Raw genomic sequence first — 26,233 nt, forward strand, 5'->3', positions numbered from 1 at the left:
CTTCGTGCAGGTGCGGTTGCGCGGTGACCGGTATATGCCCTTCACAAGGGCGCAAACACCTCTACGCGCGAGTAGTTTCCCGCTGTACCAAGGGATGTGACGGAGCGTCGGAACTCAGGGGATGACGATGACGGGCCGCTGCGCCCGCTTGGCGAGCCGTCCGGCCACCGAGCCGAAGATCCGGCCCACGATGCCGTGCGTCGAACCGACCACGATCGCGTCGGCCTCGTACTCCCGCCCCACCTCTTCGAGTTCGTGGCAGATGTCGCCGCCGCGCTCGACCAGGATCCACGGCACCTCCGCCAGGTACTCGGCGCAGGCGAGTTCGAGCCCCAGCACCTCGGTCCGGTGGTCCGGCACGTCGACGAAGACGGGCGGCTCGCAGCCGGCCCACACCGTGGTGGGCAGCCGGTTGGCCACGTGGACGATGATCAGGCCCGAGTGGGAGCGATGCGCCATGCCGATCGCGTAGGCGAGGGCACGCTCACTGGACGTCGAGCCGTCGAAGCCGACGACCACTCCGTGCTGGAAGGCGGGATCGCAGGAGGGGCGTGACTCTTCCGCGGCGAGGGGATCGGCCGCCGTGGGATCGGCGACCGGCCGCTTGCGGTCCGCGGGTTCGAAGAATTCGTGACCGGCCATGGCTGTCTCGGCGTTGTGATCCTTTGTGGGTGGGGTGACATCGTGCGGCGGAGCTGTGTCCGGGATTCGTCTTCCCAACCCCATACCCCCAAGGGTACGGCGGCACGCCTCCTCTGCCCAGTTCCCGCGCACGCTCCGTGAGCGGGACGCCCGATGTCCACAGGGGTTCCCCGGAGCATGCACGAGCGGCGCCCGTAACGCAATGGTTGCTGCCCCGTACAGGCGGTTTGCACGGGATTCGCTTCAGCCCCGGCCGGTGACCGACCGATCGAACAGGCGTTGAAGCCGGTGAGTCACCGCCACAGGGAGTACGAGATGCCCCGCCCCCGCCCCGCCGACCCGCGCCCCGCCCCGGACACCACGAGTGACGTGATCCGCTGGGCGGCCTTCAGCTGCGTCCTCGTCCCCGTGGTCCTCGTCTGGTTCGGCACCTCACTGGCCGGAGCCGCCGGCACCGCCTTCGGACTCGCCGCCGTCACCGCCGTCTGCCGCGTCCTGCTGCGGCGCTCCGAACGTTGCGCCGCGCAAAGAGGCGGACGTCACACCAGGGGATCGACACCGGTTGACTGACCGGTTTTTGCACCCCCGAACGCTTCTTTTCGGCCAACTTCCGGATACCGCCCCAGGGGGGTCACACCCACCCCTCAACCCCCGTTCCACCTGCACGGAAAGGGTCTGGGCCGACCTCCGCACCCTACGCGGTTTGGCCACTACGACAAGGCGCACTTCCCTGCACGCCCCACGAGTGCAACGCTTCGTGATCGAATGCTTCACGCCAAGTTGTCATGTCGACAATGTCCGGCGTGTCGAACCGGCCACCGTGCGACCGCGGTAGCCGATAGATTCGATCTTGACTGTCTTACGGCGGGGGACTCGTGCAGGACCGAGGGGAAACGTGCAGGAGCGACACAACCGAGGAGCCGCGACCACCGAGGGGGGCTTAGCAGGATGAGCCACGACTCCACCGCCGCGCCGGAAGCCGCGGCCCGGAAACTCTCCGGGCGACGTCGCAAGGAGATCGTCGCCGTGCTGCTGTTCAGCGGCGGCCCCATCTTCGAGAGTTCCATACCGCTGTCGGTGTTCGGGATCGACCGCCAGGACGCCGGCGTGCCGCGCTACCGACTGCTGGTGTGCGCCGGCGAGGAAGGCCCACTGCGGACCACAGGGGGCCTCGAACTCACCGCGCCGCACGGACTGGAGGCGATCTCACGCGCCGGGACGGTCGTCGTACCGGCCTGGCGTTCGATCACCTCACCACCGCCGGAGGAAGCGCTCGACGCGCTGCGCCGCGCGCACGAGGAGGGTGCCCGGATCGTCGGTCTGTGCACCGGTGCCTTCGTGCTCGCGGCGGCCGGCCTGCTGGACGGCCGCCCGGCGACCACCCACTGGATGTACGCGCCGACGCTGGCCAAGCGCTATCCGTCGGTCCACGTGGATCCACGCGAACTGTTCGTCGACGACGGCGACGTGCTGACCTCGGCCGGTACGGCCGCGGGGATCGACCTGTGCCTGCACATCGTGCGCACGGACCACGGCAACGAGGCGGCCGGCGCGCTGGCCCGCCGGCTGGTGGTCCCGCCGCGCCGCAGCGGCGGTCAGGAGCGCTACCTCGACAGGTCTTTACCCGAGGAGATCGGCGCCGACCCGCTCGCCGAGGTCGTCGCCTGGGCGCTGGAACACCTCCACGAGCAGTTCGACGTGGAGACACTGGCGGCACGCGCCTACATGAGCCGCCGTACGTTCGACCGCCGGTTCCGTTCGCTGACCGGCAGCGCCCCGCTGCAGTGGCTGATCACCCAGCGGGTGCTCCAGGCCCAGCGGCTGCTGGAGACGTCGGACTACTCCGTGGACGAGGTGGCGGGCCGCTGCGGCTTCCGCTCCCCCGTCGCGCTGCGCGGGCACTTCCGCCGCCAGCTCGGCTCGTCCCCCGCCGCCTACCGGGCCGCCTACCGGGCCCGCCGGCCGCAGGGTGACAAACCCGGCGACCCGGAGGCGGTCGCGCAGCAGGGTCCGGCCGGGACACCGGGCCTGTCCGGCCACGGGCCGCTGGGCCACGCGCCCTCGGTCCTGCACCCGGACCGGGAGAGCGGGGTCCCGATGCAGAGCCGCCGCCAGCCGGTGAGCCTGCTGCCGGGGCCGCGCAGCGGCAACTGAGCGCACGTCGAGCGGGAGCGAGAAGGGGGCGGGGCACATCCCGCCCCCTTCTTCCCGTCCGGCTCGCGCCGCGCCGGACGGCTTCCGGCGGGTCCGGCGGCTGCGCGGGGCATCCCAAACGGGGACGTCAGCTTTAGGGTGGTCGCATGAACGATCGCATGGTGTGGATCGACTGCGAGATGACCGGCCTCTCGCTGTCCGACGACGCTCTCATCGAGGTGGCCGCCCTCGTCACCGACTCCGAGCTGAACGTACTCGGCGAAGGGGTGGACATCGTCATCCGTCCGCCGGACGCGGCGCTGGAGACGATGCCGGAGGTGGTGCGTCAGATGCACACCTCGTCCGGGCTGCTGGACGAGCTGGCCGGCGGCACCACGCTGGCCGACGCCGAGGAGCAGGTCCTCGCATACGTCCGCGAGCACGTGAAGGAACCCGGCAAGGCCCCGCTGTGCGGCAACTCCGTCGGCACGGACCGGGGCTTCCTGCTGCGGGACATGCCGACCCTGGAGGACTACCTCCACTACCGGATCGTGGACGTCTCCAGCATCAAGGAGCTGGCCCGGCGCTGGTACCCGCGGGCCTACTTCAACAGCCCGGAGAAGAACGGCAACCACCGGGCCCTCGCCGACATCCGCGAGTCGATCGCCGAGCTGCGCTACTACCGCGAGGCCATCTTCGTCCCCCAGCCGGGCCCCGACTCCGACACGGCGCGGACCATCGCGGCCCGGCACGTCCTGCCCGCCCAGTAGACCCCGCGGGGTCCGCTCGGAGGCTCGCCCGGAAAACGGGTGCGCGAGCACCCCTTCGGACCCTGTAGACTTCTTCTCGGCCGGTCGGGGAAACGACCAAGCGAACCACCGGTCATGGTGGGTGTAGCTCAGCTGGTAGAGCACCTGGTTGTGGTCCAGGATGCCGCGGGTTCGAGTCCCGTCACTCACCCTGCGTGATCAGCCGGTGACGCCGTCGCAAGACGGGTCACCGGCTGATTCGTTTCTCCGGCACCGCCCCGGCCCCCGGCCGGAGCGGCCCCTCCCCTTGTACGTGCTCAGGCGGGGCGCGTCACGAGGAGGCCCGCGTCACCAGTTCCGTCGGCAGCACCGCGTGCCGCCGCTCCAGATCGCGGGTCGCGGCCGGCCGCCGGTCGGCGATCTCCGAGAGCAGCAGGTCGATCATCGCCCGGCCCATCTCCTCGATGGGCTGGCGGACGCTGGTCAGCGGCGGGTCCATGTGCCGGGCGATGGCCGAGTCGTCGTAGCCGACCAGCGCCACGTCGTCGGGGATGCGGCGGCCCGCCTCGCGCAGCACCTGCCGGGCGCCCGCCGCCGTCACGTCCGAGCCGGCGAAGACCGCGTCCACGTCGGGGTACCGCTCCAGCAGCGTGGCCATCGCCCGGCGGCCCCCCTCCTCGGTGAAGTCACCGGGCACGATGAGCCGTTCGTCCGCCGGGTGACCGGCCGCGCGCAGCGCCTCGCGGTAGCCGTCGACCCGGCACTGGGCGCCGTAGACGTCGAGGCGGCCGGTGATGTGGGCGATCCGCCTGCGGCCCCGGGAGAGCAGGTGCTCCACGGCCGAGCGGGCGCCGCCGAAGTTGTCGGAGTCGACCGAGGTCAGCGTCTCGGCGGCCGACCGCGGGCCGCTGATCACCGCCGGGATCTCCAACTGCGCCACCAGGTCGGGCAGCGGGTCGTCGGCGTGCACCGAGACCAGCAGGACCCCGTCCACGCGGTGCGCCGCCAGATACTGCGCGAGGCGCTCCCGCTCCCGGTCGCTGCCCGCGAAGATCAGCAGCAACTGCATCTCGGTCTCGCTGAGTTCCGCGCCGACACCGCGCAGCATGTCCGAGAAGTACGGTTCCGCGAAGAACCGGGTCTCCGGCTCGGGCACGACCAGCGCGATGGCGTCGGTGCGGTTGGCCGCGAGGGCGCGGGCCGCGGTGTTCGGGACGTAACCGAGTTCGGCGACGGCCGCCTCCACCGCCGCGCGGGTCGCGTCACTCACCCTCGGCGAGCCGTTGATCACCCGCGAGACCGTGCCCCGGCCGACCCCCGCCCGGGCGGCGACCTCCTCGAGCGTGGGCCGTCCCCCGCCCCGGCCCCGCGCTCCGTGGCCTGCCATGGGCTCCGCCTCCCTTGCACCGACATCCCCGCTGGCTGGAATCTAACAGCCCTGGCCAGACGGTGGACCGCCACCGTGGGCCCCCAGGAGGCCAGTTAACACTCAGATAACCGAACGCATCCCGCCGCGTCCGGTCCCTTGACACCCCGCTCCGGAGCGACGAACCTTCAACACATCACTGGTGGGAGCGCTCCCACAGCCCCTGACACATACACATCCCGCACGTTCCCCGCCCGAGCCGCAGCGACAATGAACGGGCCCAATTCCATGCAGTTGGCCGGGGGGTCGGCACGTCAGGCAACAGGAGGACGCAATGCGCACGAGCATCCGACGGTCTCAGCGACTGATGGCCTTCACGGCTGTCGCCGCGTTGGCCACGGGGTTGCTGGCCGGCTGCGCCAACGACTCGGACGACGGCTCGTCGAACAACTCGGACGGCGGCAACGGCAAGGGCGACATCACGCTGACCGTCGGGACCTTCGGCGTCTTCGGCTACAAGCAGGCCGGCCTCTACGACGAGTACATGAAGCTCCATCCCGACATCAACATCAAGGAGAACGTCACCACCCGTACCGACGTCTACTGGCCGAAGGTGCTCACCCGCCTCCAGGCCGGCTCCGGCACCGACGACATCCAGGCCATCGAGGTCGGCAACATCACCGAGGCCGTCCAGACCCAGGCCGACAAGTTCGTCGACCTCGGCAAGGAGGTCGACAAGTCCCAGTGGCTGGACTGGAAGCTCGCGCAGGCCACCACCAAGGACGGCAAGACGATCGGCCTCGGCACGGACGTCGGCCCGATGGCGATCTGCTACCGCAAGGACCTGTTCAAGAAGGCCGGCCTGGAGACGGACCGGACCAAGCTCGCCGAGCAGTGGAAGGGCGACTGGTCCAAGTACGTCGACGTGGGCAAGCAGTACATGAAGAAGGCGCCCAAGGGCACCAAGTTCGTGGACTCGGCCTCCTCGGTCTACAACGCGTCCCTGGGCGGTGCCGACCAGCGCTACTACGACAAGGACGGCAACGTCGTCTGGGACAAGTCCTCCGGGGTGAAGTCGTCCTGGAACGTCGCGATGAGCGTGGCGACCAGCAACATGTCGGCGAAGCTCAAGCAGTTCGACAAGCCGTGGGACCAGGGCTTCGCGAACGGCACCTTCGCCACGGTGGCCTGTCCCGCCTGGATGATCGGCTACATCGAGCAGAAGTCCGGTGACTCCGGCAAGGGCAACTGGGACGTGGCGGCGGCGCCGACCGCGGCCAACTGGGGCGGTTCCTTCATCGGTGTGCCGACCGCCGGCAAGCACCAGAAGGAGGCCATAGCCCTGGCCAAGTGGCTGACCGCGCCCGAGCAGCAGGCCAAGGTCTTCGCCAAGCAGGCCAGCTTCCCGTCGACCCCGTCGGCGTACCCGAACCTGAAGCCGGCCGCGGACACCACCGCCTACTTCTCGAACGCGCCGATCACCCAGATCTTCTCCGACTCGGCGAAGACGATCCCGACGCAGTACTTCGGCATCAAGGACCAGCCGATCAACACCGCGATCACGGACGTCGGCATCCTCCAGGTCGAGCAGAAGGGCAAGGCGCCCGCTCAGGGCTGGGACGCGGCCAAGAACGAGATCAAGGACGTGCTCGGCCAGTGACCAGCTCCAAGCAGGCTCTCGCGCATCCCGCGTCGAGCGCCGAGGCCGCGCCCGGCACCCCGCCGGGCGCGGCCCGGGGCGCTCACGGTGGCGGTGCGCCGGCGGGCGCCGACTCCTGGCGCAGCCGGCTGTACCGCTGGGACATGAAGGCGTCCCCGTACGCGTTCGTCGCCCCCTTCTTCGTCCTCTTCGGCGCCTTCTCGCTGGTGCCGCTGCTCTACACCGCCTGGTACTCGCTGCACGACGTGCAGCTCTCCGCCCTGGACCACCAGACCTGGGCGGGCCTGGACAACTACAAGAACCTGTTCTCCTCGGAGTTCTTCTGGAACGCGCTGGAGAACACGTTCACCATCGGTCTGCTCTCGACGGTGCCGCAGCTGGTGGCCGCCCTGTGGCTGTCGCACCTGCTCAACTACAAGCTGCGCGGCTCGACCGTGTGGCGCGTGGTGATGCTGACCCCGTACGCCACCTCGGTGGCCGCGGCCACCCTGGTCTTCACGCTGCTGTACTCGTGGGACGGCGGCATGGTCAACTGGGTGCTGCACTTCTTCGGCGTCGACGCCATCAACTGGCGCGAGTCGGACTGGGGTTCGCAGTTCGCGGTGTCCACGATCGTCATCTGGCGCTGGACCGGCTACAACGCGCTGATCTACCTGGCGGCCATGCAGGCGATCCCGGTCGACCTGTACGAGTCGGCGGCGCTCGACGGCGCCAGCCGCTGGCAGCAGTTCCGCCACGTGACGATCCCGCAGCTCAGGCCGACGATCCTGTTCACCGTGGTCGTCTCCACCATCGGCGCGACCCAGCTCTTCGGCGAGCCGCTGCTGTTCGGCGGGGTCAGCGGCTCCAAGGGCGGCTCCGAGCACCAGTACCAGACGCTCGGTCTGTACATGTACGACCAGGGCTGGATCATCGGCAACCTCGGCAAGGCGTCCGCGATCGCCTGGTCGATGTTCCTGATCCTCTTGATCGTCGCCGCGGTCAACCTGCTGCTCACCCGACGGCTGAGGAAGTCCCAATGACCACGAGTGAACTGACCCTGCCGCCGACGGCCGAGGTCAAGCGGGAGCGGCGCCGGGTGATGGGCGCGGGCAAGCAGCTGCACGCGGGCCCGCTGACGTACGTGGTGCTGGTCGTCTTCGCGCTGGTCTCGCTGGCCCCGCTGGTGTGGACGGCGGTCGCCGCCTCGCGCACCGACCGCCGGCTGGCCGAGACCCCGCCGCCGCTGTGGTTCGGCGGCAACCTCTTCAAGAACCTCCAGGCCGCCTGGGACCAGGCCGGGCTCGGCACCGCCATGTTCAACTCGCTGATCGTCGCGGGCACGATCACGGTGAGCACGGTGCTGTTCGCCACGCTGGCCGGCTTCGCCTTCGCCAAGCTGCGGTTCCGGTTCTCCGGTCTGCTGTTGCTGCTGACCATCGGCACGATGATGATCCCGCCGCAGCTCGCCGTGGTGCCGCTGTACCTGTGGATGTCGGACTTCGGCTGGTCCAACCAGCTCCAGACGGTGATCCTGCCGAGTCTGGTGACCGCGTTCGGCACGTTCTTCATGCGGCAGTACCTGGTCCAGGCGCTGCCCACCGAGCTGATCGAGGCCGCCCGGATGGACGGGGCGAGCAGCCTGCGGGTCGTGTGGCACGTGGTCTTCCCGGCGGCGCGCCCCGCGATGGCGGTGCTCGGCCTGCTGACGTTCGTGTTCGCCTGGAACGACTTCCTGTGGCCGATCATCGCCCTGAACCAGCAGAACCCGACCGTGCAGGTGGCCCTGAACTCGCTCGGTACCGGCTATGTCCCGGACCAAGCGGTGATCATGGCGGGCGCGCTGCTCGGCACGCTGCCGCTGCTGATCGCCTTCCTGCTGTTCGGCAAGCAGATCGTGGGCGGGATCATGCAGGGCGCGATCAAGGGCTGACCGCCCTCCTCCCGGGGGCCGGGCCACCGCCGCTCCGGCCCCTCACCCCCTCCCCGCTCTTGTCCCCTTACTTCCGCCGGTCTTCACGACCTCTTTGGGAGCGCTTCCATGCCTGATTCCGTATCCTCTGTGACCTTTCCTCCCGCCTTCCTCTGGGGCGCGGCCACCTCCGCGTACCAGATCGAGGGGGCGGTGCGGGAGGACGGCCGCACCCCCTCGATCTGGGACACCTTCAGCCATACGCCCGGCAGGACCATCGGTGGTGACACCGGTGACATCGCTGTCGACCACTACCACCGCTACCGCGACGACGTGGCGCTGATGGCGGACCTGGGCCTGAACGCCTACCGCTTCTCCGTCTCCTGGTCCCGGGTGCAGCCGACCGGCCGGGGCCCGGCGGTCCAGGTGGGCCTGGACTTCTACCGCCGCCTGGTGGACGAGCTGCTCGAACGCGGCATCAAGCCGGCGGTCACCCTCTACCACTGGGACCTGCCGCAGGAGCTGGAGGACGCGGGCGGCTGGCCCGAGCGGGACACCGCCTACCGGTTCGCGGAGTACGCGCGGCTGGTCGGCGAGGCGCTGGGCGACCGGGTGGACAACTGGATCACTCTGAACGAGCCCTGGTGCAGCGCCTTCCTGGGCTACGGCTCCGGTGTGCACGCCCCCGGCCGCACCGACCCGGCGGCCTCCCTGCGCGCGGCCCACCACCTCAACCTGGCGCACGGCCTGGGCGCGACCGCGCTGCGCTCGGCGACGCCGGCCCGCAGCCAGGTCGCCATCAGCCTCAACTCCAGTGTCGTACGGCCCCTCTCGCAGGACCCGGCCGACCTGGACGCGGCCCGGCGGATCGACGACCTGGCCAACGGGGTCTTCCACGGCCCGCTGCTGCGGGGCGCCTACCCCGAGACCCTGTTCGCCTCGACGGCGTCGGTCACCGACTGGTCGTACGTCCTCGACGGCGACCTGCGCACGATCAAGGCGCCGCTGGACGCGCTCGGCCTGAACTACTACACGCCGTCGCTGGTGTCGGCGGGCACCGGGAAGGCCGGGGGCCCGCGGGCGGACGGCCACGGCGCCAGCGAGCACTCCTCCTGGCCGGCCGCGGAGGACGTGCTCTTCCACCAGACCCCGGGCGAGCGCACGGAGATGGGCTGGACGATCGACCCGACCGGTCTGCACGAGCTGATCATGCGCTACACCCGGGAGGCCCCGGGCCTGCCCCTCTACATCACCGAGAACGGCGCCGCCTACGACGACAAGCCGGACGCGGACGGCCGGGTGCACGACCCGGAGCGCATCGCCTACCTGCACGGCCATCTGGCGGCGGTCCGCCGTGCCATCGCCGACGGCGCCGACGTGCGCGGGTACTACCTGTGGTCGCTGATGGACAACTTCGAGTGGGCCTACGGCTACAGCAAGCGGTTCGGCGCGGTGTACGTGGACTACCGGACGCTGGAGCGCACGCCGAAGTCGAGCGCCCGGTGGTACGGCGAGGCGGCGCGGACGGGCGTGCTGCCCGGCGTGGGCACGACCGTCTGACACCGGTCCCGGCCGGCCCGAGGAGGAAGGAACAGGGTGCGGCACCCCCCCGTGGGTGCCGCACCCTGCTTCCGTCGCGTGTTTCCGTCGCGTGGTCCGGTTCCGTGGCTCGGAGCCGTGCTCCGGCCCCGCGCGGGTCAGTTGAAGGCGCCGAAGGCCTTCGAGAACGCGAACCGGTCCTGGGCGACGGAGCTGCAGGTCGCGTCGGCGGTGGGCTTGGTGCCGCCGTCGCACTGCTTGTCACGCGTCGCGGACCACATGGAGAGCCCGCCCAGGCCCTTGGACTTGGCGAAGGTCACGAGCTGGGTGGCGTCGTCGACCTTGAAGACCTCGGAGGAGACGTCGTTGACGCCGATCATCGGGGTGACCGCGACCGTCTTCCAGGCGGCGGAGTCCGACAGCCCGAGCACGCTCTTGACCTGGGCCTGGGTGGCGGTCGCCGCCTGCTCGGCGTAGGTGCCCATGTCGCCGTTGTAGGAGGCGCCGTAGTCCATCGCCATGATGTTGACCGTGTTGATCTTCACCCCGTTGGACTTGGCGTCGGACAGGAGGTTCACGCCGTCCTGGGTCAGGCCCTCGGGCATCACCGGGAGGGTGAAGGAGACGTCCAGGCCCGGGTGCTGGGCCTGGAGCTTGGCTATGGCCTGCGCCCGGCGCGTGTTGGCGGCCTTGTCGGGCAGCGCGCCCCCCTCGACGTCGAAGTCGACCTTGGTCAGCTTGAAGGCGTCGACGGCCTTGCCGTAGGCCGCCGCCAGCGCGTCCACGGAGGAGCAGGTGGTGGCCAGCTCCGAGCCGGAGGCGCCGCCGAAGGAGACCCGGACGTCACCGCCCTTGGCGCGCAGGGCGCCGATCTGCGCGGCCACGCCGTCGCCGGTCAGGTCGGTGACACCGCCCCACTTGGGGGTGCAGCCCCCGCCGTCGGTGACGAAGGCGAGGTTGTAGTTCTTCACGCCGGTCGCGTCGGCCGAGGCCAGCAGGTCGAAGGCCGGGTACAGGGAGGTGTCGACGTACGGGGCGAAGCCCGCCGAGGCGGTGCTGCCGGTGCCGGTGCCGCCGGTGGGGGTGGGGGTGGCGCTCTGCGTGGGGGTGGGGGTCGTGCTCTTGGTGGGGGTGGGGGTGGCCGTCCTGGTGGGGGTCGGGGACGGCGACTGGGTCTGGGTCGGGCGGCCGCTGGGCTCGGGGGTGGCGCCGCCGTCGGCGGAACACTGCGTGCCGTCGATCCGGCAGCCCGTCGGGTCGCCGCTGCCGCTGACCACGAAGCCGACGGTGACCGACTTGCCCGGCGCCAGGCCGTCGGTGTCCCACTTCGCGGACTTCACGGTGACGTGCTGACCGCTGACGGCCGAGTCGCCGTTCCACAGCGAGCTGAGCCTGGCGCCGGACGGGAGGTCGAACTCCAGCGTCCACGTCTTCTCCGTCTGGCCGCTGTTGTTGGTGACGACGTACTGCGCGGTGTAGCCGGTCGACCAGTCGCTGGTCCTGGTGTAGGCCGCGTTCGCCCCGGCCGCGTTCGCCGTACCGGTCAGCAGGAGCGCGCCGCCACCGACCACGGCCGCCGCCACCAGGCCGCCGATCGCCTTGTTCCTGCCACTGATCCTGCGCCGGTGGGTGCTCATGCGCGTGCCTGCTTTCGCTGTTCACGGGGGTGGGGTGCGGCAGCACGCTAGCGAGCGGGAATACGACAAACGGCTTGATCGGGACAGTGGCCGAGGATCTTAGGGTGCGCTTAAGGAAGGGATCGGGGACGGTTAAAGGTCGAGACCACCGAGCGGGATCGCGGGCACGCTGACGGGGTCAGCCGACCCCCGCCGGGCGCCTGCGCCGGCGCACGCTCCCCCGGTGTCCCCGGCCGGCCGGCTTGCGGCCGTCGAGCTGGAACCAGATCCGCACCTCGGTGCCGCCCAGCACCGAGGAGCCGATGCGGACGTCCCCGCCGGTGGACTCGGCGAGCCGGCGCACGATGTCGAGGCCGAGCCCGGTCGAACCCGCGCTGCCGGAGCCGCGGCCGCGCGCCATCGCCGCCACCGGGTCGGCTATGCCGGGGCCCGCGTCGGAGACCAGCACGATCACCGCGTCCTCGCCGTTGTGCACGTCGACGGCGAAGGCGGTGCCCTCAGCGGTGTGCCGGAACACGTTGCCGAGCAGCGCGTCGAGGGCGGCGGCCAGGTCGGCGCGGGCCACGGGTACGCGCACCGGCCGCTCCACACCGGCCACCCGCCACTTGCGGCCCTCGTCCTCGGCGAGCGCGGACCAGAACTCCATGCGTTCGCGCACCACCGCCGCCGCGTCGCACCCGGCGCCGGGTCCGGCCGCCGCGGTCTGCGGCTTGGCCTCCCGGGCCGTGCGGATGATGGTGTCGACCTCCCGTTCCAGCTGGGCGACGGCGGTCCGGGTCTGCTCGGCGGCGGGCCCGGCGCCCAGGGAGGCCGCGTTGAGCCGCAGCACGGTCAGCGGGGTGCGCAGCCGGTGCGACAGGTCGGCGGCCAGTTCCCGCTCGTTGGCGAGGAGTTGCACCACCTGGTCGGCCATGGAGTTGAACGCGACCGCCGCGAGCCGCAGTTCGGACGGGCCGTCCTCCGGCACCCGGGCGCCGAGCCGGCCCTCGCCCAGTTCGTGGGCGCCCTCGGCCAGCCGCTGCGCGGGCCGCACCATGCGCACCCCGAGCCGGTCGGCGACCGCGACCGAGCCGACGATCAGGGCGAGTCCGACGGCGGCCAGCACCGCCCAGGCGGTGCCCACGCCGTTGCTCACCTCGGACTCGGGGACGTACACCTCGACGACCGCGATCGCGCCGGAGCCGAGCGCGACCGGCTGCAGCAGCGTGGAGCCGCCGCTCACGGAGCTGGTGGAGGCACGGCCGAGCCTGCGCACGGCCTCGATGTCCCGCTCGGCGGCGCGCCGCCGGCCGAGGTCGAGCGCGGCCCGGCCGTCGGCGGCGGGCAGGTGCACGGCCATGCCGGAGTCCGCGCCCGCGGAGGCCACCACCCGCTCCAGCTCGTCCCGTTCGGTGGTGATGGAGAGCGCGGGGGCGACCGCGGCCGCCTCCCGCTCGGCGTTGGAGAAGGCACGGTCGCGGGCCATCTCCTTGACGACGAGGCCGAGCGGAACGGCGAAGGCGACCACGACCATCGTGGTGACCGCCAGACACACCTTGACCAGGGCCCATCTCATCTCGGCGGCTCCCCTCCCCCGTCGGCGGGAACGGGCGGTTCGAGCTTCACGCCGACCCCCCGGAGCGTGTGCAGATAGCGCGGCCGGGCGGCCGTCTCGCCGAGCTTCCGGCGCAGCCAGGACAGATGGACGTCGATGGTCTGGTCGTCGCCGTAGGACTGCTGCCAGACCTCGGCGAGCAGTTCCCGGCGCGGGACGACGACACCGGGACGGCCGGCGAGGAAGGCGAGCAGGTCGAACTCGCGGCGCGTCAGGTCGAGCCGTACGCCGTCCAGTTCGGCCTGGCGGCGCAGCGGGTCCACGGTCAGCCCGCCGACGCGGATGACGGGCGTGGGCGGGGGCTCGCCGCCGGCCGAGCGGGCCCGGCGCAGCACGGCCGCGATCCGCGCCGAGAGGTGCTCGACCGAGAACGGCTTGGTCAGGTAGTCGTCCGCCCCGGCGTTGAGCAGCCGGACGATCTCCGTCTCGTCGTCCCGCGCGGTGGCGATGATCACCGGTACGTCCGTGATGCCGCGGAGCATCTTCAGCGCCTCGGAGCCGTCCAGGTCGGGCAGTCCGAGGTCCAGGATGACCACGTCGAACCGGAAGTGGGCGGCCTCGCGCAGCGCCTCCAGCGCGGTGCCGACGCTGCGCACGGTGTGCGCGGCGTCGGTCAGATGCCGGATGAGCGCCGAGCGTACGAACTGGTCGTCCTCGACCACGAGCACACTTGCCATGCGCCGCACCGTACGCCATGCGGCGCGCTCGGTCCGGCGCCTGTGGACAACTCGGGACGCGTGCGAACGCCGGTCCCCCTGAGGCAGTATGGCCCGCGATGCACAGAGGACTCGTACACGTTCTGGCTTGGCTGCTCGCGACGGGCGCGGCGGTCACGCTGTCGTGGTGGGGCGTGCACACGGTGATGGCCGGGACGGCGTACGACCCGCCGCGCGCCCTGCCGATCACGTCGGCCGGCGCGACCACGCAGCGTTCCGGGCCGCTCCGGTCGCCGTCGGCGCGGCCGGCACCGTCGAGGAGCCCGTCGAGCAGGCCACCGGCGCCGGCGCCCTCGCACACCCCGGCCCGCTCCGCCGGTCCGTCGCCGTCCGCCGGCGCCACCAACGCGCCGGGCCGGATCAAGCCCTACGACACCGCCGGCGGCCGGGCGGTCTTCGACCTGGGCACGGCGAGCGCCACGCTGGTCTCCGCCACCCCCGGGACCGGCTGGTCGATGCAGGTGTGGAAGACGGAGACGTGGATCCGGGTGGAGTTCAGCCGGGGCGCGGACCGGGTGTCGGTGTTCTGCGCCTGGCACGACGGGCCGCCGCACGTGGACGTCGGGACGTACTGACCGGTCCCCGGGGGCGCGGCGCGGTCAGCGGAAGACCGAGGGCGGCGGGGCCGGCGAGGCCACCGCCGCCGCGTCCGTCACGGGTGCGGCGCCGCCGGTGAAGTCGGTGAGTTGTCTGCCGTGTTCGACCCGGGCCGGGTGCGGGTCGGAGGCGGCGCGGCGGGTGAGTTCGGCCAGCGGGAGCGGGAGGTCGCAGGCGGCCAGGACGGCGTTGCCGAAGCGTTTGCCGCGCAGCACGGCCGGGTCCGCGATCAGGGCCAGCTCCGGGAAGCGGGCGGCGGCGGTGGCGATCTGGCCGCGCAGGTGGGCGAGCGGGGGGCCGTCGGCGAGGTTGGCCGCGTAGACACCGGAGGGCTTCAGGGCCCGGCGGACCTCGTCGAGGAACTCGGTGGAGGTGAGGTGGGCGGGGGTCCGGGCGCCGCTGAAGACGTCGGCGATGACCAGGTCGGCCCAGCCGTCCGGCACCTTGGCCAGTCCTTCGCGGGCGTCGGCCGACCGCACCCGTATCCGCGCGTTCGCGTCCAGCGGCAGTGCGCGGCGCACCAGTTGGACGAGGGCGGCGTCCCGCTCGACGACCTGCTGGGTGGAGCGGGGCCGGGTGGCGGCGACGTACCGGGCGAGGGTGAGGGCGCCGCCGCCGAGGTGCACCGCGTGCACCGGCTTGCCGGGCGGGGCGACGAGGTCGATGACATGGCCGAGACGGCGCTGGTACTCGAAGGACAGGTGGGCCGGGTCGTCGAGGTCGACGTGCGACTGGGGCGCCCCGTCGATCAGCAGCGTCCAGGCCCGGCGGCGGTCCGGGTCGGGTATGAGCTGCGCGAGCCCGCCGTCGACCGGTTCCACCACGGCCTCGGCGGCGGACGGCCCGCGCCGGGTGTTTCTCGACCTGCCCATCCGTCCATTTTCGCAGCCCGCCCGGGCGGGTGCGTCACCGGCAGTTGTCGGCCGCCTCGATCAGCCGGGCCGCCTCCCCGAGGGCCCGGCGCAGCACCACCGGGTCGGTCGCCGGATCGGCCTCGCCGGGCGGCAGCAGCCAGCCCGAGTCCTCCGCCGGCGCCTCCGGGTGCAGCCGCAGCCCGCGCCCGTTCGTCTCCGTGCAGGTGCTGCCCGGCACGTCCCAGCAGGCGGCGGTGCCGGCGGGCACCACGAAGCCGAGGGTGTCGCACCCGCCGTCGTGCAGCACGGGCCCGACCGTCTCCCCCGCCCCGCGGCGCAGGATGTCGACGGCCTCCAGGCCCTGCCGGACCGGAACCGTCACCAGGTCGCACGCCTCGTCCCGGGCCGTCGGCGACAGCACCGTACCCGGCGTCTCCGTCGTACGGGGATCGTTGCTCTGGCTGGTCTCCATGCCGGCCTCCACCACGCCTGTTGCAGTCCACGTGGTTCAACGCGTGAGCGCGTCAACGGCTACGGCGCATGTGCGCCGCAAAGGATGGCAGTTCATGGCAGATCGTGGATGAGATATCCGGTTTGTAGCCAAACACTGCGTGGCGGGTCCGACACAGCCGGTACGTTCTTGCTCGCCGGAACCAGGGTGTCCCAGGACAACTCAGCCCGAATCCACCCCGGATCCGGCTTGGTTCGACGGTTCGCACGAGAGGACCGGCCATGGCGTCGTCAACCGAGACCTCGTCACAGCCCGAACGGCCATCCCGGCCGAACCTCGCCTTCCGGCAGCTGCGCGGCCGGCGCTCACCGGCCGAGTTCGCCGCGCTGGTGCGGCGGGCCGCGCGGGAGATCGGCGAGCGGGTGAGCTGTGACGCACGCTACGTCGGCAGGGTCGAGGCGGGTGAGATCCGTTGCCCCAACTACGCGTACGAGCGGGTGTTCCTGCACATGTTCCCCGGCCGCACGCTCACCGACCTCGGCTTCGCGCCGCGCTCGTCCGTCCGCGGACGCTCGGCGCGCACGGCCGCCGACCCGCCCGGGACGTCCGGCACCGCTGAGACGCGAGGGGCGCACGAGCCGTACGACACGGAGGACCACCGGTACGACCCGCAGGACCCGTACGACCCGCATGACCCTGACGAACCGTACGAACCGTACGAGAACGACCCCCTGAACCACGAGGAGAGCGACGTGCTGCGTCGCGCATTCATGACCGGCGGAGGCGCCACGGTGGCCGCCGCCACGCTGAGCCCGCTGGGGCTCGCCACCGACGCCGTGGCGGCGGTCCGCCCGGCCCGCCGCGCCGGGAGCTCCGAGGCGACCGTGCTGGAGGAGGCCGTCCGCCGCATCCGGCTGCTCGACGACCGGCACGGCGCCGACGGCCTCTACCGCCGCGCGGCGGCCCCGCTGCGCGCGGCCTACGCGCTGCTGGACGCCGGCGCGACCCGGCTGGCGACCGCCGACCGGCTCCACTCCGGCGCCGGTGAACTGGCCATCTCCGTGGGCTGGCTGGCCCATGACTCCGGCCGCTTCGACGACGCGCGCTCGCACTACGCGGAGGCGCTCGCGACCGCCCGCATGACCGGCGACCCGGGCCTGGAGGCCCACGCCTTCTGCAACACCGCGTTCCTGGCCCGGGACACCGGCCGCCCCCGCGAGGCGGTGCGCGCCGCGCAGGCCGCCCAGCGCGCCGGCCGCCCGCTGGGCTCCGCCCGGCTGATGTCCCTGCTCGCGCTGCGCGAGGCCGGCGGCTGGGCCGGGCTCGCCGACCGCGCGGGCTGCGAACAGGCGCTGGCCCGCGCGCAGGCACTCTTCGAGCGGGGCCACTCGGACGCCGACCCCGAGTGGATGAGCTTCTACGGAGAGGCCGAGCTGGAGGGCCTGGAGGCGCAGTGCTGGTCGACGCTGGGCGACTGGCGGCGCGCGTCCCGGCACGCCCGCCGCGCGGCAGACCTCCAGGACCCCCACTTCACCCGCAACATCGCCCTGTACACCGCCGAACTCGCCGACGACCTGGCCCGTGAGGGCCGCCCCGACGAGGCGGCGCAGGCGGCGCTGCGCGTGCTCGGCCTGCTGGACCAGGTCCAGTCCTCCCGCATCCAGACGATGCTGGCCGGGACGGCCCGGGTGCTGCTGCCGCACCGGCGGGCGTCCGGGGTGTCGGAGTTCCTCGACCGGCACGCCTCCCTGCCGAGGACCGGGCGGGCGTAGCGGACCGGGGCACGGCGGACCGGCGCGGGCGGCCGGTCAGGCCGCCAGGTGCCCCAGGTCGTTCCAGCTCTCGATCGCCGGCTCCCCGTACGCCCAGCCGAGCACGGACAGTGAGGTCGGGTTGAGCCGGACGCGGGCCGCGAAGTCCAGTGGCAGCCCGAGCCACCGCGCGCCGATGGACCGCAGGATGTGCCCGTGGGCGAAGACCAGCACGTCTCGGTCGGCCGAGCGGGCCCACGCCACGACCTCGTCCGCGCGCGCGGTGACGTCGGCGAGGCTCTCGCCGCCGGGGACGCCGTCCCGCCAGATCAGCCAGCCCGGCCGCACCGCCTGTATCTCGGCCGGGGTCATGCCCTCGTAGGAGCCGTAGTCCCACTCCATGAGCGTGTCCCAGGTCGCGGCACGCTCGCCGAACCCGGCCAGTTCGCATGTCTCGCGCGCGCGGACCAGCGGACTGGTGCGCACCTCGACCCCGGGCAGCCCCTCGAACGGCGCCCGGTGCAGCCGTTCGCCGAGCAGCTTGGCCCCGCGACGGCCCTCCTCCAGGAGCGGTACGTCGGTCCTGCCGGTGTGCTTGCCGGACAGCGACCATTCCGTCTGTCCGTGCCGGGCCAGCAGGATGCGCGGTGCCATGGGAGACCTTTCCGGAGCCGGACGCCGGGCGGCGCCGGGGGGCGAGAGGCGGGATACCTCCATCATCGCTCACCCGGGGCACGGGCAACCCGCCGGGCGGTGTCGGCGTCTTTGAGTGCTGAAGCGGCCGCACGGCCGGGATGCGGACACCGTAAGGTGGCACGGTCGCCCGCCGGGGCGCACAGCAGAAGGGGGAGGGCGATCGGATGGCGCAGACCGAGACACCGGGCACCGAGGTGGCCCCGCGGACCCGGCTGCGCTGGTGGACCGAGCTGCCCCTGATCCTGCTGGTCTACGGCTGCTACACGGCCGGCCGTCTCCTGGCCCGCGGCGACGTCTCCTCCGCCGTCGACCACGGCCTGGCGATCCTGCGGTTCGAGCAGGCCCTGCACCTCGACGCCGAGCACCCGCTCAACCGGCTGTTCACACGCGAGCCGTGGCTCGGTGTGCCGGCCGACTTCTGGTACGCCTCGCTGCACTACGTGGTCACGCCCGCCGTGCTGGTCTGGCTGTTCCGGGTCCGCGCCGAGCACTACCGGGCGGCCCGCACCTGGCTGATGACGTCCACCTTCTTCGGCCTGATCGGCTTCACCCTGCTGCCCACCTGCCCGCCGCGGCTGCTGTCCGCCGGCCACGGCTTCGTGGACACGATGGCCCACTACAGCTCGTACGGCTGGTGGGGCGGTGAGGCCAGCGCGCCGCGCGGCATGGGCGGCATGACCAACCAGTACGCGGCGATGCCGAGCCTGCACGTCGGCTGGGCGCTGTGGTGCGGCATCATGCTGTGGCGCTTCGGCGGCACGCGCCTGACCAAGGTGGGCGCGGTGGCTTACCCGCTGCTGACCGCCCTGGTGGTCATGGGCACCGCCAACCACTACTTCCTGGACGCCGTGGCGGGCGTGGCCGTGATGGGTGTGGGCCTGCTGCTCGCGCCGCGTGTGATGCGGGTGGCGGATCTGCTCCGGGCCCGCCTGGTCACCGCTGCCGCACCGGCCCCGGCGGACGCGGTTTCCCCGATTGTCAGTGACGGATGCCAGACTTCCGCGGGTGAGCGAATTCCACGGCAGCGCGAGTCGCGGCTCGCGTCCGCGGCCGAACCGGACGCCGCCCCCCGAGACGCGGGGGACGGGACTCCGGCACCGGCTCGCTGAACTGCGCGGTCCCGACGTACCCGCCAAGGCCCTGGACGCGCGCGCCCTCGCGGCGCTCGCCGCCAACCCCGGGTGCCGCAGACGGGCGATCCTGGACGGCGCCGGGGTGGACAAGGCGGCCCTGGCGAGCGCGCTGGGCGCGCCGTCGGGCTTCGGGCAGTCGCAGTTCGCGCTGACCCGGGGCAACGCGTTCGAGGCCAAGGTGAAGGCCGACGGCGGCGCGGAGCTGCTGCGCCTGGTGCACTCCCGCCTCGACCCGGGTGCCGAGCCGCCCGCGGGCGCGGCGGTCCCCGACCTGTCCGCGCCCGGCCCCGAGGGCCGCACGGCCCGGACGGCGCTGGCGCTGCGCGAGGCCGTGCGGGCGGGCGGCTGGACGCTGCTCGACCACCCGATGCTGGCGCTGGACGTGGCGGGCTCGCTCGCGTTCCTGGAGCCGGACGCGGTGGTGGTGCACCCGGACGGCGGCTGGACGGTCGTGGAGATCAAGTCCTTCCCGATGCTCGACGGCTTCGCCGACCCGGCGAAGGTGGGCGCGGCCGCCCGGCAGTCGGCGGTGTACGTACTGGCCCTGGAGGAGGTCGCGGCCCGTCTCGACCCCGCCCCCGCGGTGCGCCACCGGGTGCTGCTGGTGTGCCCGAAGGACTTCTCCAACCTGCCCACGGCGTCCGCCGTCGACGTGCGCAAGCAGCGCGCGGTCACCGCCCGCCAGCTGGCCCGGCTCACTCGCGTGGAGGAGATCGCCGCCGCCCTGCCCGAGGGCACCTGCTTCGCGCCGGACCGCTCGGCCGAGGAGCTGACGGCGGCGGTCGAGGCGGTCCCGGCGTCGTACGCGCCCGACTGCCTGGCCGCCTGCGAACTGGCCTTCCACTGCCGGGAGCGCTCCCGGCAGGCCGGTGCGGTGACCCCGCTCGGCCGTCCGCTGCGGGCCGAACTGGGCGGGCTGGCCACGGTCGAGGACGTGCTCGCCGCGGCCCGCGGCGAGAGCGGCGACCCCGACGACCCGGCGGTGGCGGCGCTGCGCCGGGCGGCCGCCCTGCGCGCGCAGGCCCTGGCGCACGCCCGGGAGGTGGCTCCTTGTCCCTGATCGCCACCCTCGCCCGGCTCGAGGCCGTCAGCACCGGGCGGGCCCAGCCCGCCGCGACCGTCCGCCACCGGCACCTGTCGGACGGCCCCCTGGTGTTCGTGCCGCTCACCACCGCCGGTGAGGCGGGCGCCCCGCTCGGCGCACTGGTCGGCACCGACCGGGACACGCCGCGGCTGCTGGTCGTGCCGCAGCCCCGCGACCGCGACCTGCGGTTCGCGTTCCTCGCCGAACTGGCCGGCGTCGTGCTGCCGTACATCGACTCCTACGCGCGCGACGTCGAGGCGGCCGAGCGCACCGAGACCGATCCGGAGACCGGCAAGCGGGTCAAGGTCGAGGTCGAGCTGTGCGCGGACGCGCCCCAGCTGATCGTGCCGAGCCGCGCGGGCCTGGACTACGTGCGGCTGCTCGGGCGCTCGATGCGCTTTCGCCGGACGGCCGAGCAGGACCCGGAGGCACCGCACCCGGCACCGCCCCATGTGCCGCTGCTCGGCCGCTGGCTGACCCACTACGGCGAACGGGCCCGGGTTCCGGGCTCCTCCCTGCTGGTGGCCCTCACCGATCTGCTGTCCCGGCACTGGGCGACCGGCCAGTCGGGTCTTGAGGACCAGCACCTGGGCGCCCTGCTCGCCTGGATCGACACCCCGCCGGCGACCGTCCCCGGACAGCGGGACCCGGGCGGCGCCGGACGGGGCACCGGGGCCGAGGCGGCACGCCGGGCGGAACTCGCGCGGGACGCCGAGGGCCAGCTGCTGTGCCCGCCGGCCGGACCGGCCACCGACCCGGCGTTCGACAACGGGCTTCTGGCCCCGGCCATCGAGCGCTACGACCGTGCCCGTACCGCGCTGGCCTCGGCCGAGGACGCCCTGGAGGCGGACGACCGGCTGGCCGCGCTCACCGACGCCGAGCAGCGGATCCGTGATCTGGTCGCGAGCCGGACGCGGCCCACCTGGGACGCGGTGTGGCGGGGCCTCGACCTGCTGCGGGGGCTGCCGGAGGGCGGGCACGTCGAGGAGCGCTGGACGCGGGACCGCTGGTCGTTCACCGGCCACCGTGACCGGGTGCTGGCGGGCGAGCCCCCGCAGCCGCGCCGCGACGACGCGGTGACGGCGGCGAACAAGCTGGCCACGCGCGAGCGCGAGCAGGCCCGTCTGGAAGCGCAAGAGGCGCTGGACGACCCGCTGGTGATGGCGGAGCGGCGGCTGGCCGGCGAGGCGTTCGCGGGTGAGGTCGTCGACGTCGTCATGGCGTACAGCGAGGGGAAGCGGCCCAGCCCGCGCCCGCTGGTGACGGTCCGCACGGACGACCGGCCGCATCTGGCGGAGCGCGCGAAGGTGTACCGCTCGCTGGGCGGCAGGCCGCAGGCGGCGGAGTTCGCCGGTCACGCGGGCGACCCGGAGGAGGGCCTGCTGGTGCTGCGGATCGTGGACAAGATGGGCCGGGGCAAGGAGCCCGAGGCCGGCTCGGTGCCGGAGAAGGGCGACGCGGTCTGCTTCACGCTCTTCGAGCACGAGCAGCGCGGCGGCGCGAAGCTGCCCGATCCGGAGGAGACGCCGTGGACGCACGGCGGCCCGCCGGGCGAGGCGGTGCCGGAGGCGCCCGACGCGGTGACCGGGGAGGACCTCCTGTGACGACGACCGGATTCGACCCCGCGGAGGCGGCGGCACGCGCCACCGACGCGATCCTCGGCGACACCCTGCACGGCACCGAGCGGGGTGTGGTCGTGGACTCCCCGCCCGGGGCTGGCAAGTCCACGCTGGTGGTCCGCGCGGCGCTGGAGCTGGCCGGGGCGGGCCGGCCGCTGATGGTGGTGGCGCAGACCAACGCCCAGGTCGACGACCTGGTGCTGCGGCTCGCCGACAAGGCGCCCGACCTGCCCGTCGGCCGGCTGCACAGCAGCGACGCGGACGCGTACGACAAGGCGCTGGACGAGCGGCCCGGGGTGCGTACGTCGGCCAAGGCGGCCGAGCTGGCCGGGCTGCCGGTGGTGCTGTCCACCGCGGCGAAGTGGGCGCACGTCAAGGTGGACGAGCCGTGGCGGCACGCGATCGTCGACGAGGCGTACCAGATGCGCTCGGACTCGCTGCTGGCCGTCGCCGGCCTGTTCGAGCGGGCGCTGTTCGTGGGTGACCCGGGGCAGCTCGACCCGTTCGCGATCGTGGGCAGCGAACAGTGGGCGGGCCTGTCGTACGACCCCTCGGCCTCCGCCGTCACCACGCTGCTGGCCCACAACCCCGGGCTCCCGCAGCACCGGCTGCCGGTCTCCTGGCGGCTGCCCGCGTCCGCGGCCCCGCTGGTCTCGGACGCCTTCTACCCGTACACCCCGTTCCGCAGCGGTACCGGCCACGGCGACCGCCGGCTGGCCTTCGCCGTGCCCTCCGACGGTTCGGGCCCCGACCGGGTGATCGACGAGGCGGCGGCGTCCGGCTGGGGCCTGCTGGAGCTGCCCGCCCGGCACACCCCGCGCACGGACCCGGAGGCGGTGCGGGCGGTGGCGGCGGTCGTGCGCCGGCTGCTGGACCGGGGCGGCGCGGCGGTCTCCGAGCGCTCGCCGGACCCGGCCCCGCTCACGGCGGACCGCGTCGCGGTGGGCACGGCCCACCGCGACCAGGCGGCGGCGGTCCGGGCGGCCCTGGCCGACCTGGGCGTGTCCGACGTGACGGTCGACACCGCCAACCGCCTCCAGGGCCGGGAGTACGACGTCACGGTGGTCCTGCACCCGCTGTCCGGCCGCCCCGACGCCACCGCCTTCCACCTGGAGACCGGCCGGCTGTGCGTCCTGGCCTCGCGCCACCGGCACGCCTGCATCGTGGTCTGCCGCGCCGGGGTGGGCGACCTGCTGGACGCCTACCCGTCCACGGAACCGGTCCAGCTGGGCACGCTGGTGAAGTTCCCGGACGGGTGGGAGGCCAACCACGCGGTGCTGGCGCATCTGGCGGAGCACCGGGTCGGCTGGCGGCCCTGACGTCCCCTTGCGCCCGCGCGAGACAATGGACGGTGGCCCGCCGCGAGGCGGCGGGCCACGGAACCGTACGAGGAGGAGATGAAGACATGCCGGAGCCCACGCCGCGTCGGCACGAACCGCGGCGACGCCCCGCGCCCCTGCTCTTCGAGCCCGCGGAGGCGGCGGGCGACGCGGAGCACTTCTTCGACCTGGAGTCGATCGACGATCCGCGGGAGCTGCTGACCCGGGCCACGGAGCTGACCCAGGCGTTCCGCGCGGCGGCCGACCGGGCGGTGGAGTTCCAGGCCGTCGCCGCGGCCCAGCTCGCCGACCCGCGCCGGTTCGACCGGCTGACCGCGGCGGACATCGCCGAGCGGGCGGAGTGGACCGAGGACTACGCGAAGAAGATGGTGGAGTTCGGCAGGGATCTGATGCGGGGGGTCGACACGGAGGGCCGGACGCCCGTCGATCCGGTCTGACCTTCGCCTGGCATATGCCAGGCGGGCAAGATACTCCCCTCTTCCCCCTCCCGTCCCGAATTTCCGCAACACAGGAGAACCGGCCGCTCACTGCCGGTAGATGTAGTCGGCATGAGCAGCACTCCGCACGTCACCCGCGTCACCTCCGACGGGGCCGCCTGGCTCGCCTCGGCAGGAACGTATCCGCGAAGCACGCTCGCCCTGTGGCGGGAGCGCCCGGACGCGCCGCTGGTCCTGCCCTGCGGCACCGTCTTCGACGTGATCAGCGCCCCGGCGGTGTTCGGGCGCCGCATGCTGGACCGGCTGTGGGACGACGGGCCCGGTTCGGGCCCGGTCGCGGTGGTCCGGGGACGCACGCTCCTGTTCGCCGCCCCCGGCACGGCCCAGCGGCTGCCGTCGCTGATGGCCTGGGAGGAGTGGGGGTCCCAGCGGGCGGACGCGGTGCCGTCCCTGTTCTGCCACGGCACGGGGGACGCGGTGACCGTCCCGGCGCTCGACTCCGGCGGCTCCCCGGCCACGGGCGGCTGCCGCTGGCTGGTCGCCCCCGACACCCGTCACCCCTGGCTGCCCGGGCCCGAGGTCATGCTGTGGGCGGCCGTACGGGCGGCCCGCGCGGCCGTACGGATTTCGATTTTTCCTCCCGCCGACCATGATGCTAAGGTCTACGACGTCAGCAGGCGCCGCTAGCTCAGTTGGTTAGAGCAGCTGACTCTTAATCAGCGGGTCCGGGGTTCGAGTCCCTGGCGGCGCACGATGACGATGGCGAGGCGTGTTCGCGTAAAGAGCGAACCTCCTCGCCATCTCTGTTTCCGCGCGGCTTCGCCGCGCGTTGTGGGGGCTTCGCCACCCACACCCCCATTCGGCCGAGGCCGGTCTGCCGGTCAGCCCGTGAGGGTCGGGGTGATCTTGACGGTCCAGGCTCCTGAGGTGGTGCGGTTCTCCACCTCGACCCTCACCCGGGTTCCCGGGACCGTGAAACTCTCGCCCAGCGCGACCGGGGCGTCGGCCAGCGGCGGGTAGACGGAGTTCTCCCAGCACGCCTCCGTGCGCGGATGCGCGTCCACCACCTGGATCGGGCCACCACCGGACTCCGCGCCGCCCTTCACCCGGTACACCAGGACGCCCTGCCGGCAGGCCGCACGGTCGTTGCCCGCCGAGCCGCGCGCCTCGAAGGCCAGGGCGCTGTCGGGGCCCGTGCGCACGACCGCCAGCTTGACGCCGTGCCCGAGACCGAAGGCCGGGGCACCGGCCGCGCCCTGCACCGGGACGCCCGGACCGGCGGCCAGCGGCTCCAGGGTCAGCCGGGTGGGACCCGCCCCCCGCACACACACCACCTGGCGCGGATCCAGCCATCCCAGCCTCCACTTGTGCCAGGCGAACAGATCCGGGGAAAGTCCGAACTGGCTGCCCATCAGGTCCCAGTCGCCGACATAGGTGTCCCAGTCGCCCTTGCCGTCGACCGGGCGGTGATACAGGTCGGGGAGGTCGAAGACATGGCCGGTCTCATGAGCCAGGACCAGACGGTCGGGCGGATGCTTCTCGAACACCGTGACGACCCGCCGCACGTCCGTGTCGTCCACGTGCACGGGGGTGTCGAGGTTGACGACCTTCGTCGCGTCCGAGTCGACACCGGGCGCGTCCGGGTCGGCCACGAAGTAGACGACCTGGTAGCGGGAGAAGTCCACCTCCCGGTCGGCGGCGGCGAAGGCGTCCCGCAGGTAGGCGGCGCGGTCGTCCGCGCCCCAGTCGCGCCTTATGGCGTACGCGGTCGACGGGCGCGGCATGCGCAGCCAGTGCCGCAGCGGGTGCGGGCGCAGGGTGAACCTGCCGTAGGAAGCCTGTTCGAAATAGCGGCTGGTGGCCGGGAAGTGGTCGGCCGCCAGCTCGGCCGGGGTGGTGCGGGGCGTGGCGTCCGGGAACGACAGGAAGATCATGACGGCGTCGAGCGTGCCGGCCGGGCGGGTGTAGCCGGCGTTCCAGGTGTCCACGCCCTCGGAGTGGTGGGCCTCGGTGCGGTGCAGGGCGCACGGGACCGTCGAGAAGGGCTCGGCGACCGACGGGCCGGTGAGGATCGAGGTCGCGGCGAGCGCCGACATCGTGGTGGCCACGGCGGCGGTGCTGCGCAGCTTGGGCACGGAAGGACCTCCGGATGCGGTTCGCGGGACACCGCATCCAGACTGTGGGATTTCATTGGCATTCGTCCTGTTTGCCTGAACCAGAAGGGTGAGTACGCCCGTTTGCGCTCCGGCGTACATCAGCCATCGACACCCCGAAACATTCACGGAACGTCACAACTGGTCGGGGGGCTGAAGAACCCGTCCAGGTGCGGGCAGAAACGATCTGT

Annotated in this window: 24 protein-coding genes and 2 tRNA genes; 17 read left to right on the forward strand and 9 right to left on the reverse strand. The window is 72.8% G+C overall.

Features of this window, described 5'->3' with window-relative positions:
• Nucleotides 1-114: 114 nt before the first annotated feature.
• Complete coding sequence (locus tag B446_RS14690; RefSeq protein ID WP_020940234.1) at nt 115-642, reverse strand: universal stress protein; 528 nt, start codon at nt 640-642, stop codon at nt 115-117.
• A gap of 315 nt (nt 643-957) precedes the next feature.
• Here B446_RS14690 and B446_RS14695 point away from each other — a divergent pair, with 315 nt between their 5' ends.
• The 4 genes from B446_RS14695 to B446_RS14710 all read left to right on the forward strand — a co-directional run bounded on the left by B446_RS14695 (nt 958) and on the right by B446_RS14710 (nt 3,735).
• A complete protein-coding gene (locus B446_RS14695) occupies nt 958-1,212 on the forward strand; it encodes a hypothetical protein (RefSeq protein ID WP_020940235.1) in 255 nt (84 codons plus the stop codon).
• Nucleotides 1,213-1,590: 378 nt separating this feature from the next.
• Nucleotides 1,591-2,796 (forward strand): helix-turn-helix domain-containing protein, encoded by a 1,206-nt coding sequence (locus B446_RS14700; RefSeq protein WP_020940236.1) that lies wholly within the window; start codon nt 1,591-1,593, stop codon nt 2,794-2,796.
• A gap of 146 nt (nt 2,797-2,942) precedes the next feature.
• Nucleotides 2,943-3,545: an oligoribonuclease gene (orn, locus tag B446_RS14705; RefSeq protein ID WP_020940237.1), complete on the forward strand. Its 603-nt coding sequence runs from the start codon at nt 2,943-2,945 to the stop codon at nt 3,543-3,545.
• 117 nt (nt 3,546-3,662) lie between these two features.
• Nucleotides 3,663-3,735, forward strand: a tRNA-His gene (locus B446_RS14710).
• A 120-nt stretch (nt 3,736-3,855) separates the two neighbouring features.
• Here the strand turns inward: B446_RS14710 and B446_RS14715 are convergent.
• Entirely contained in the window at nt 3,856-4,911 is a 1,056-nt protein-coding gene (locus B446_RS14715) for a LacI family DNA-binding transcriptional regulator (RefSeq protein WP_020940238.1), read from the reverse strand.
• 313 nt (nt 4,912-5,224) lie between these two features.
• Between B446_RS14715 and B446_RS14720 the strand changes: the two genes are divergently transcribed.
• The 4 genes from B446_RS14720 (at nt 5,225) to B446_RS14735 (ending at nt 10,001) form a co-directional block, all read left to right on the forward strand.
• Nucleotides 5,225-6,550, forward strand: a complete 1,326-nt coding sequence (locus B446_RS14720) for an ABC transporter substrate-binding protein (protein WP_043475613.1) — start codon at nt 5,225-5,227, stop codon at nt 6,548-6,550.
• A complete protein-coding gene (locus B446_RS14725; RefSeq protein WP_020940240.1) occupies nt 6,547-7,572 on the forward strand; it encodes a carbohydrate ABC transporter permease in 1,026 nt (341 codons plus the stop codon). The genes B446_RS14720 and B446_RS14725 overlap by 4 nt, the downstream gene beginning before the upstream one ends.
• Nucleotides 7,569-8,462, forward strand: coding sequence for a carbohydrate ABC transporter permease (locus tag B446_RS14730; RefSeq protein WP_020940241.1), 894 nt, complete (start codon nt 7,569-7,571; stop codon nt 8,460-8,462). The genes B446_RS14725 and B446_RS14730 overlap by 4 nt, the downstream gene beginning before the upstream one ends.
• A 108-nt stretch (nt 8,463-8,570) precedes the next feature.
• On the forward strand, nt 8,571-10,001 hold the full coding sequence (locus B446_RS14735) for a GH1 family beta-glucosidase (protein WP_043475616.1): 1,431 nt from the start codon (nt 8,571-8,573) through the stop codon (nt 9,999-10,001).
• A 137-nt stretch (nt 10,002-10,138) separates the two neighbouring features.
• Here B446_RS14735 and B446_RS14740 read toward each other — a convergent pair whose 3' ends face one another.
• The 3 genes from B446_RS14740 to B446_RS14750 form a co-directional block, all read right to left on the reverse strand.
• The gene (locus B446_RS14740; RefSeq protein WP_020940243.1) at nt 10,139-11,617 is read right to left on the reverse strand and encodes a cellulose binding domain-containing protein; all 1,479 of its coding nucleotides are present in this window, start codon (nt 11,615-11,617) and stop codon (nt 10,139-10,141) included.
• Between the two features lie 178 nt (nt 11,618-11,795).
• Nucleotides 11,796-13,172, reverse strand: coding sequence for a sensor histidine kinase (locus tag B446_RS14745; RefSeq protein WP_020940244.1), 1,377 nt, complete (start codon nt 13,170-13,172; stop codon nt 11,796-11,798).
• Nucleotides 13,169-13,888, reverse strand: coding sequence for a response regulator transcription factor (locus B446_RS14750; protein WP_043475619.1), 720 nt, complete (start codon nt 13,886-13,888; stop codon nt 13,169-13,171). Before B446_RS14750 ends, B446_RS14745 begins: the two co-directional genes overlap by 4 nt.
• 98 nt (nt 13,889-13,986) lie before the next feature.
• Here B446_RS14750 and B446_RS14755 point away from each other — a divergent pair, with 98 nt between their 5' ends.
• Nucleotides 13,987-14,502: a hypothetical protein gene (locus B446_RS14755; protein WP_020940246.1), complete on the forward strand. Its 516-nt coding sequence runs from the start codon at nt 13,987-13,989 to the stop codon at nt 14,500-14,502.
• A 24-nt stretch (nt 14,503-14,526) separates the two neighbouring features.
• On the opposite strand, the gene B446_RS14760 is transcribed toward B446_RS14755, so the two are convergent.
• Together B446_RS14760 and B446_RS14765 are read right to left on the reverse strand one after the other, a co-directional pair.
• A complete protein-coding gene (locus B446_RS14760; protein ID WP_020940247.1) occupies nt 14,527-15,396 on the reverse strand; it encodes a spermidine synthase in 870 nt (289 codons plus the stop codon).
• Nucleotides 15,397-15,430: 34 nt separating this feature from the next.
• A complete protein-coding gene (locus tag B446_RS14765; protein ID WP_193384461.1) occupies nt 15,431-15,850 on the reverse strand; it encodes a hypothetical protein in 420 nt (139 codons plus the stop codon).
• A gap of 260 nt (nt 15,851-16,110) precedes the next feature.
• On the opposite strand from B446_RS14765, the gene B446_RS14770 reads away from it, so the two are divergent.
• Nucleotides 16,111-17,601 carry a hypothetical protein gene (locus B446_RS14770; RefSeq protein WP_020940249.1) on the forward strand — a complete coding sequence of 497 codons (1,491 nt, stop codon included), beginning with the start codon at nt 16,111-16,113 and terminating at the stop codon, nt 17,599-17,601.
• Nucleotides 17,602-17,637: 36 nt separating this feature from the next.
• On the opposite strand, the gene B446_RS14775 is transcribed toward B446_RS14770, so the two are convergent.
• The gene (locus tag B446_RS14775; RefSeq protein WP_020940250.1) at nt 17,638-18,234 is read right to left on the reverse strand and encodes a histidine phosphatase family protein; all 597 of its coding nucleotides are present in this window, start codon (nt 18,232-18,234) and stop codon (nt 17,638-17,640) included.
• A gap of 206 nt (nt 18,235-18,440) precedes the next feature.
• Here B446_RS14775 and B446_RS14780 point away from each other — a divergent pair, with 206 nt between their 5' ends.
• The 7 genes from B446_RS14780 to B446_RS14805 all read left to right on the forward strand — a co-directional run bounded on the left by B446_RS14780 (nt 18,441) and on the right by B446_RS14805 (nt 24,640).
• On the forward strand, nt 18,441-19,385 hold the full coding sequence (locus tag B446_RS14780; protein WP_020940251.1) for a phosphatase PAP2 family protein: 945 nt from the start codon (nt 18,441-18,443) through the stop codon (nt 19,383-19,385).
• A complete protein-coding gene (locus tag B446_RS14785) occupies nt 19,282-20,469 on the forward strand; it encodes a hypothetical protein (RefSeq protein WP_020940252.1) in 1,188 nt (395 codons plus the stop codon). Before B446_RS14780 ends, B446_RS14785 begins: the two co-directional genes overlap by 104 nt.
• Nucleotides 20,460-22,097, forward strand: a complete 1,638-nt coding sequence (locus tag B446_RS14790; RefSeq protein ID WP_020940253.1) for a hypothetical protein — start codon at nt 20,460-20,462, stop codon at nt 22,095-22,097. The genes B446_RS14785 and B446_RS14790 overlap by 10 nt, the downstream gene beginning before the upstream one ends.
• Nucleotides 22,094-23,431 (forward strand): AAA domain-containing protein, encoded by a 1,338-nt coding sequence (locus B446_RS14795; protein WP_020940254.1) that lies wholly within the window; start codon nt 22,094-22,096, stop codon nt 23,429-23,431. Before B446_RS14790 ends, B446_RS14795 begins: the two co-directional genes overlap by 4 nt.
• Nucleotides 23,432-23,517: 86 nt before the next feature.
• Nucleotides 23,518-23,889, forward strand: coding sequence for a hypothetical protein (locus B446_RS14800; protein WP_020940255.1), 372 nt, complete (start codon nt 23,518-23,520; stop codon nt 23,887-23,889).
• 111 nt (nt 23,890-24,000) lie between these two features.
• Nucleotides 24,001-24,576, forward strand: coding sequence for a bifunctional DNA primase/polymerase (locus B446_RS36455; RefSeq protein WP_020940256.1), 576 nt, complete (start codon nt 24,001-24,003; stop codon nt 24,574-24,576).
• A tRNA-Lys gene (locus tag B446_RS14805) sits at nt 24,567-24,640 on the forward strand. The genes B446_RS36455 and B446_RS14805 overlap by 10 nt, the downstream gene beginning before the upstream one ends.
• Before the next feature lie 130 nt (nt 24,641-24,770).
• Here the strand turns inward: B446_RS14805 and B446_RS14810 are convergent.
• Entirely contained in the window at nt 24,771-25,985 is a 1,215-nt protein-coding gene (locus B446_RS14810) for a M6 family metalloprotease domain-containing protein (RefSeq protein ID WP_052352285.1), read from the reverse strand.
• Between the last annotated feature and the right edge of the window lie 248 nt (nt 25,986-26,233).

The sequence above is a fragment of the Streptomyces collinus Tu 365 genome, from assembly GCF_000444875.1.
GTDB lineage: Bacteria > Actinomycetota > Actinomycetes > Streptomycetales > Streptomycetaceae > Streptomyces > Streptomyces collinus_A.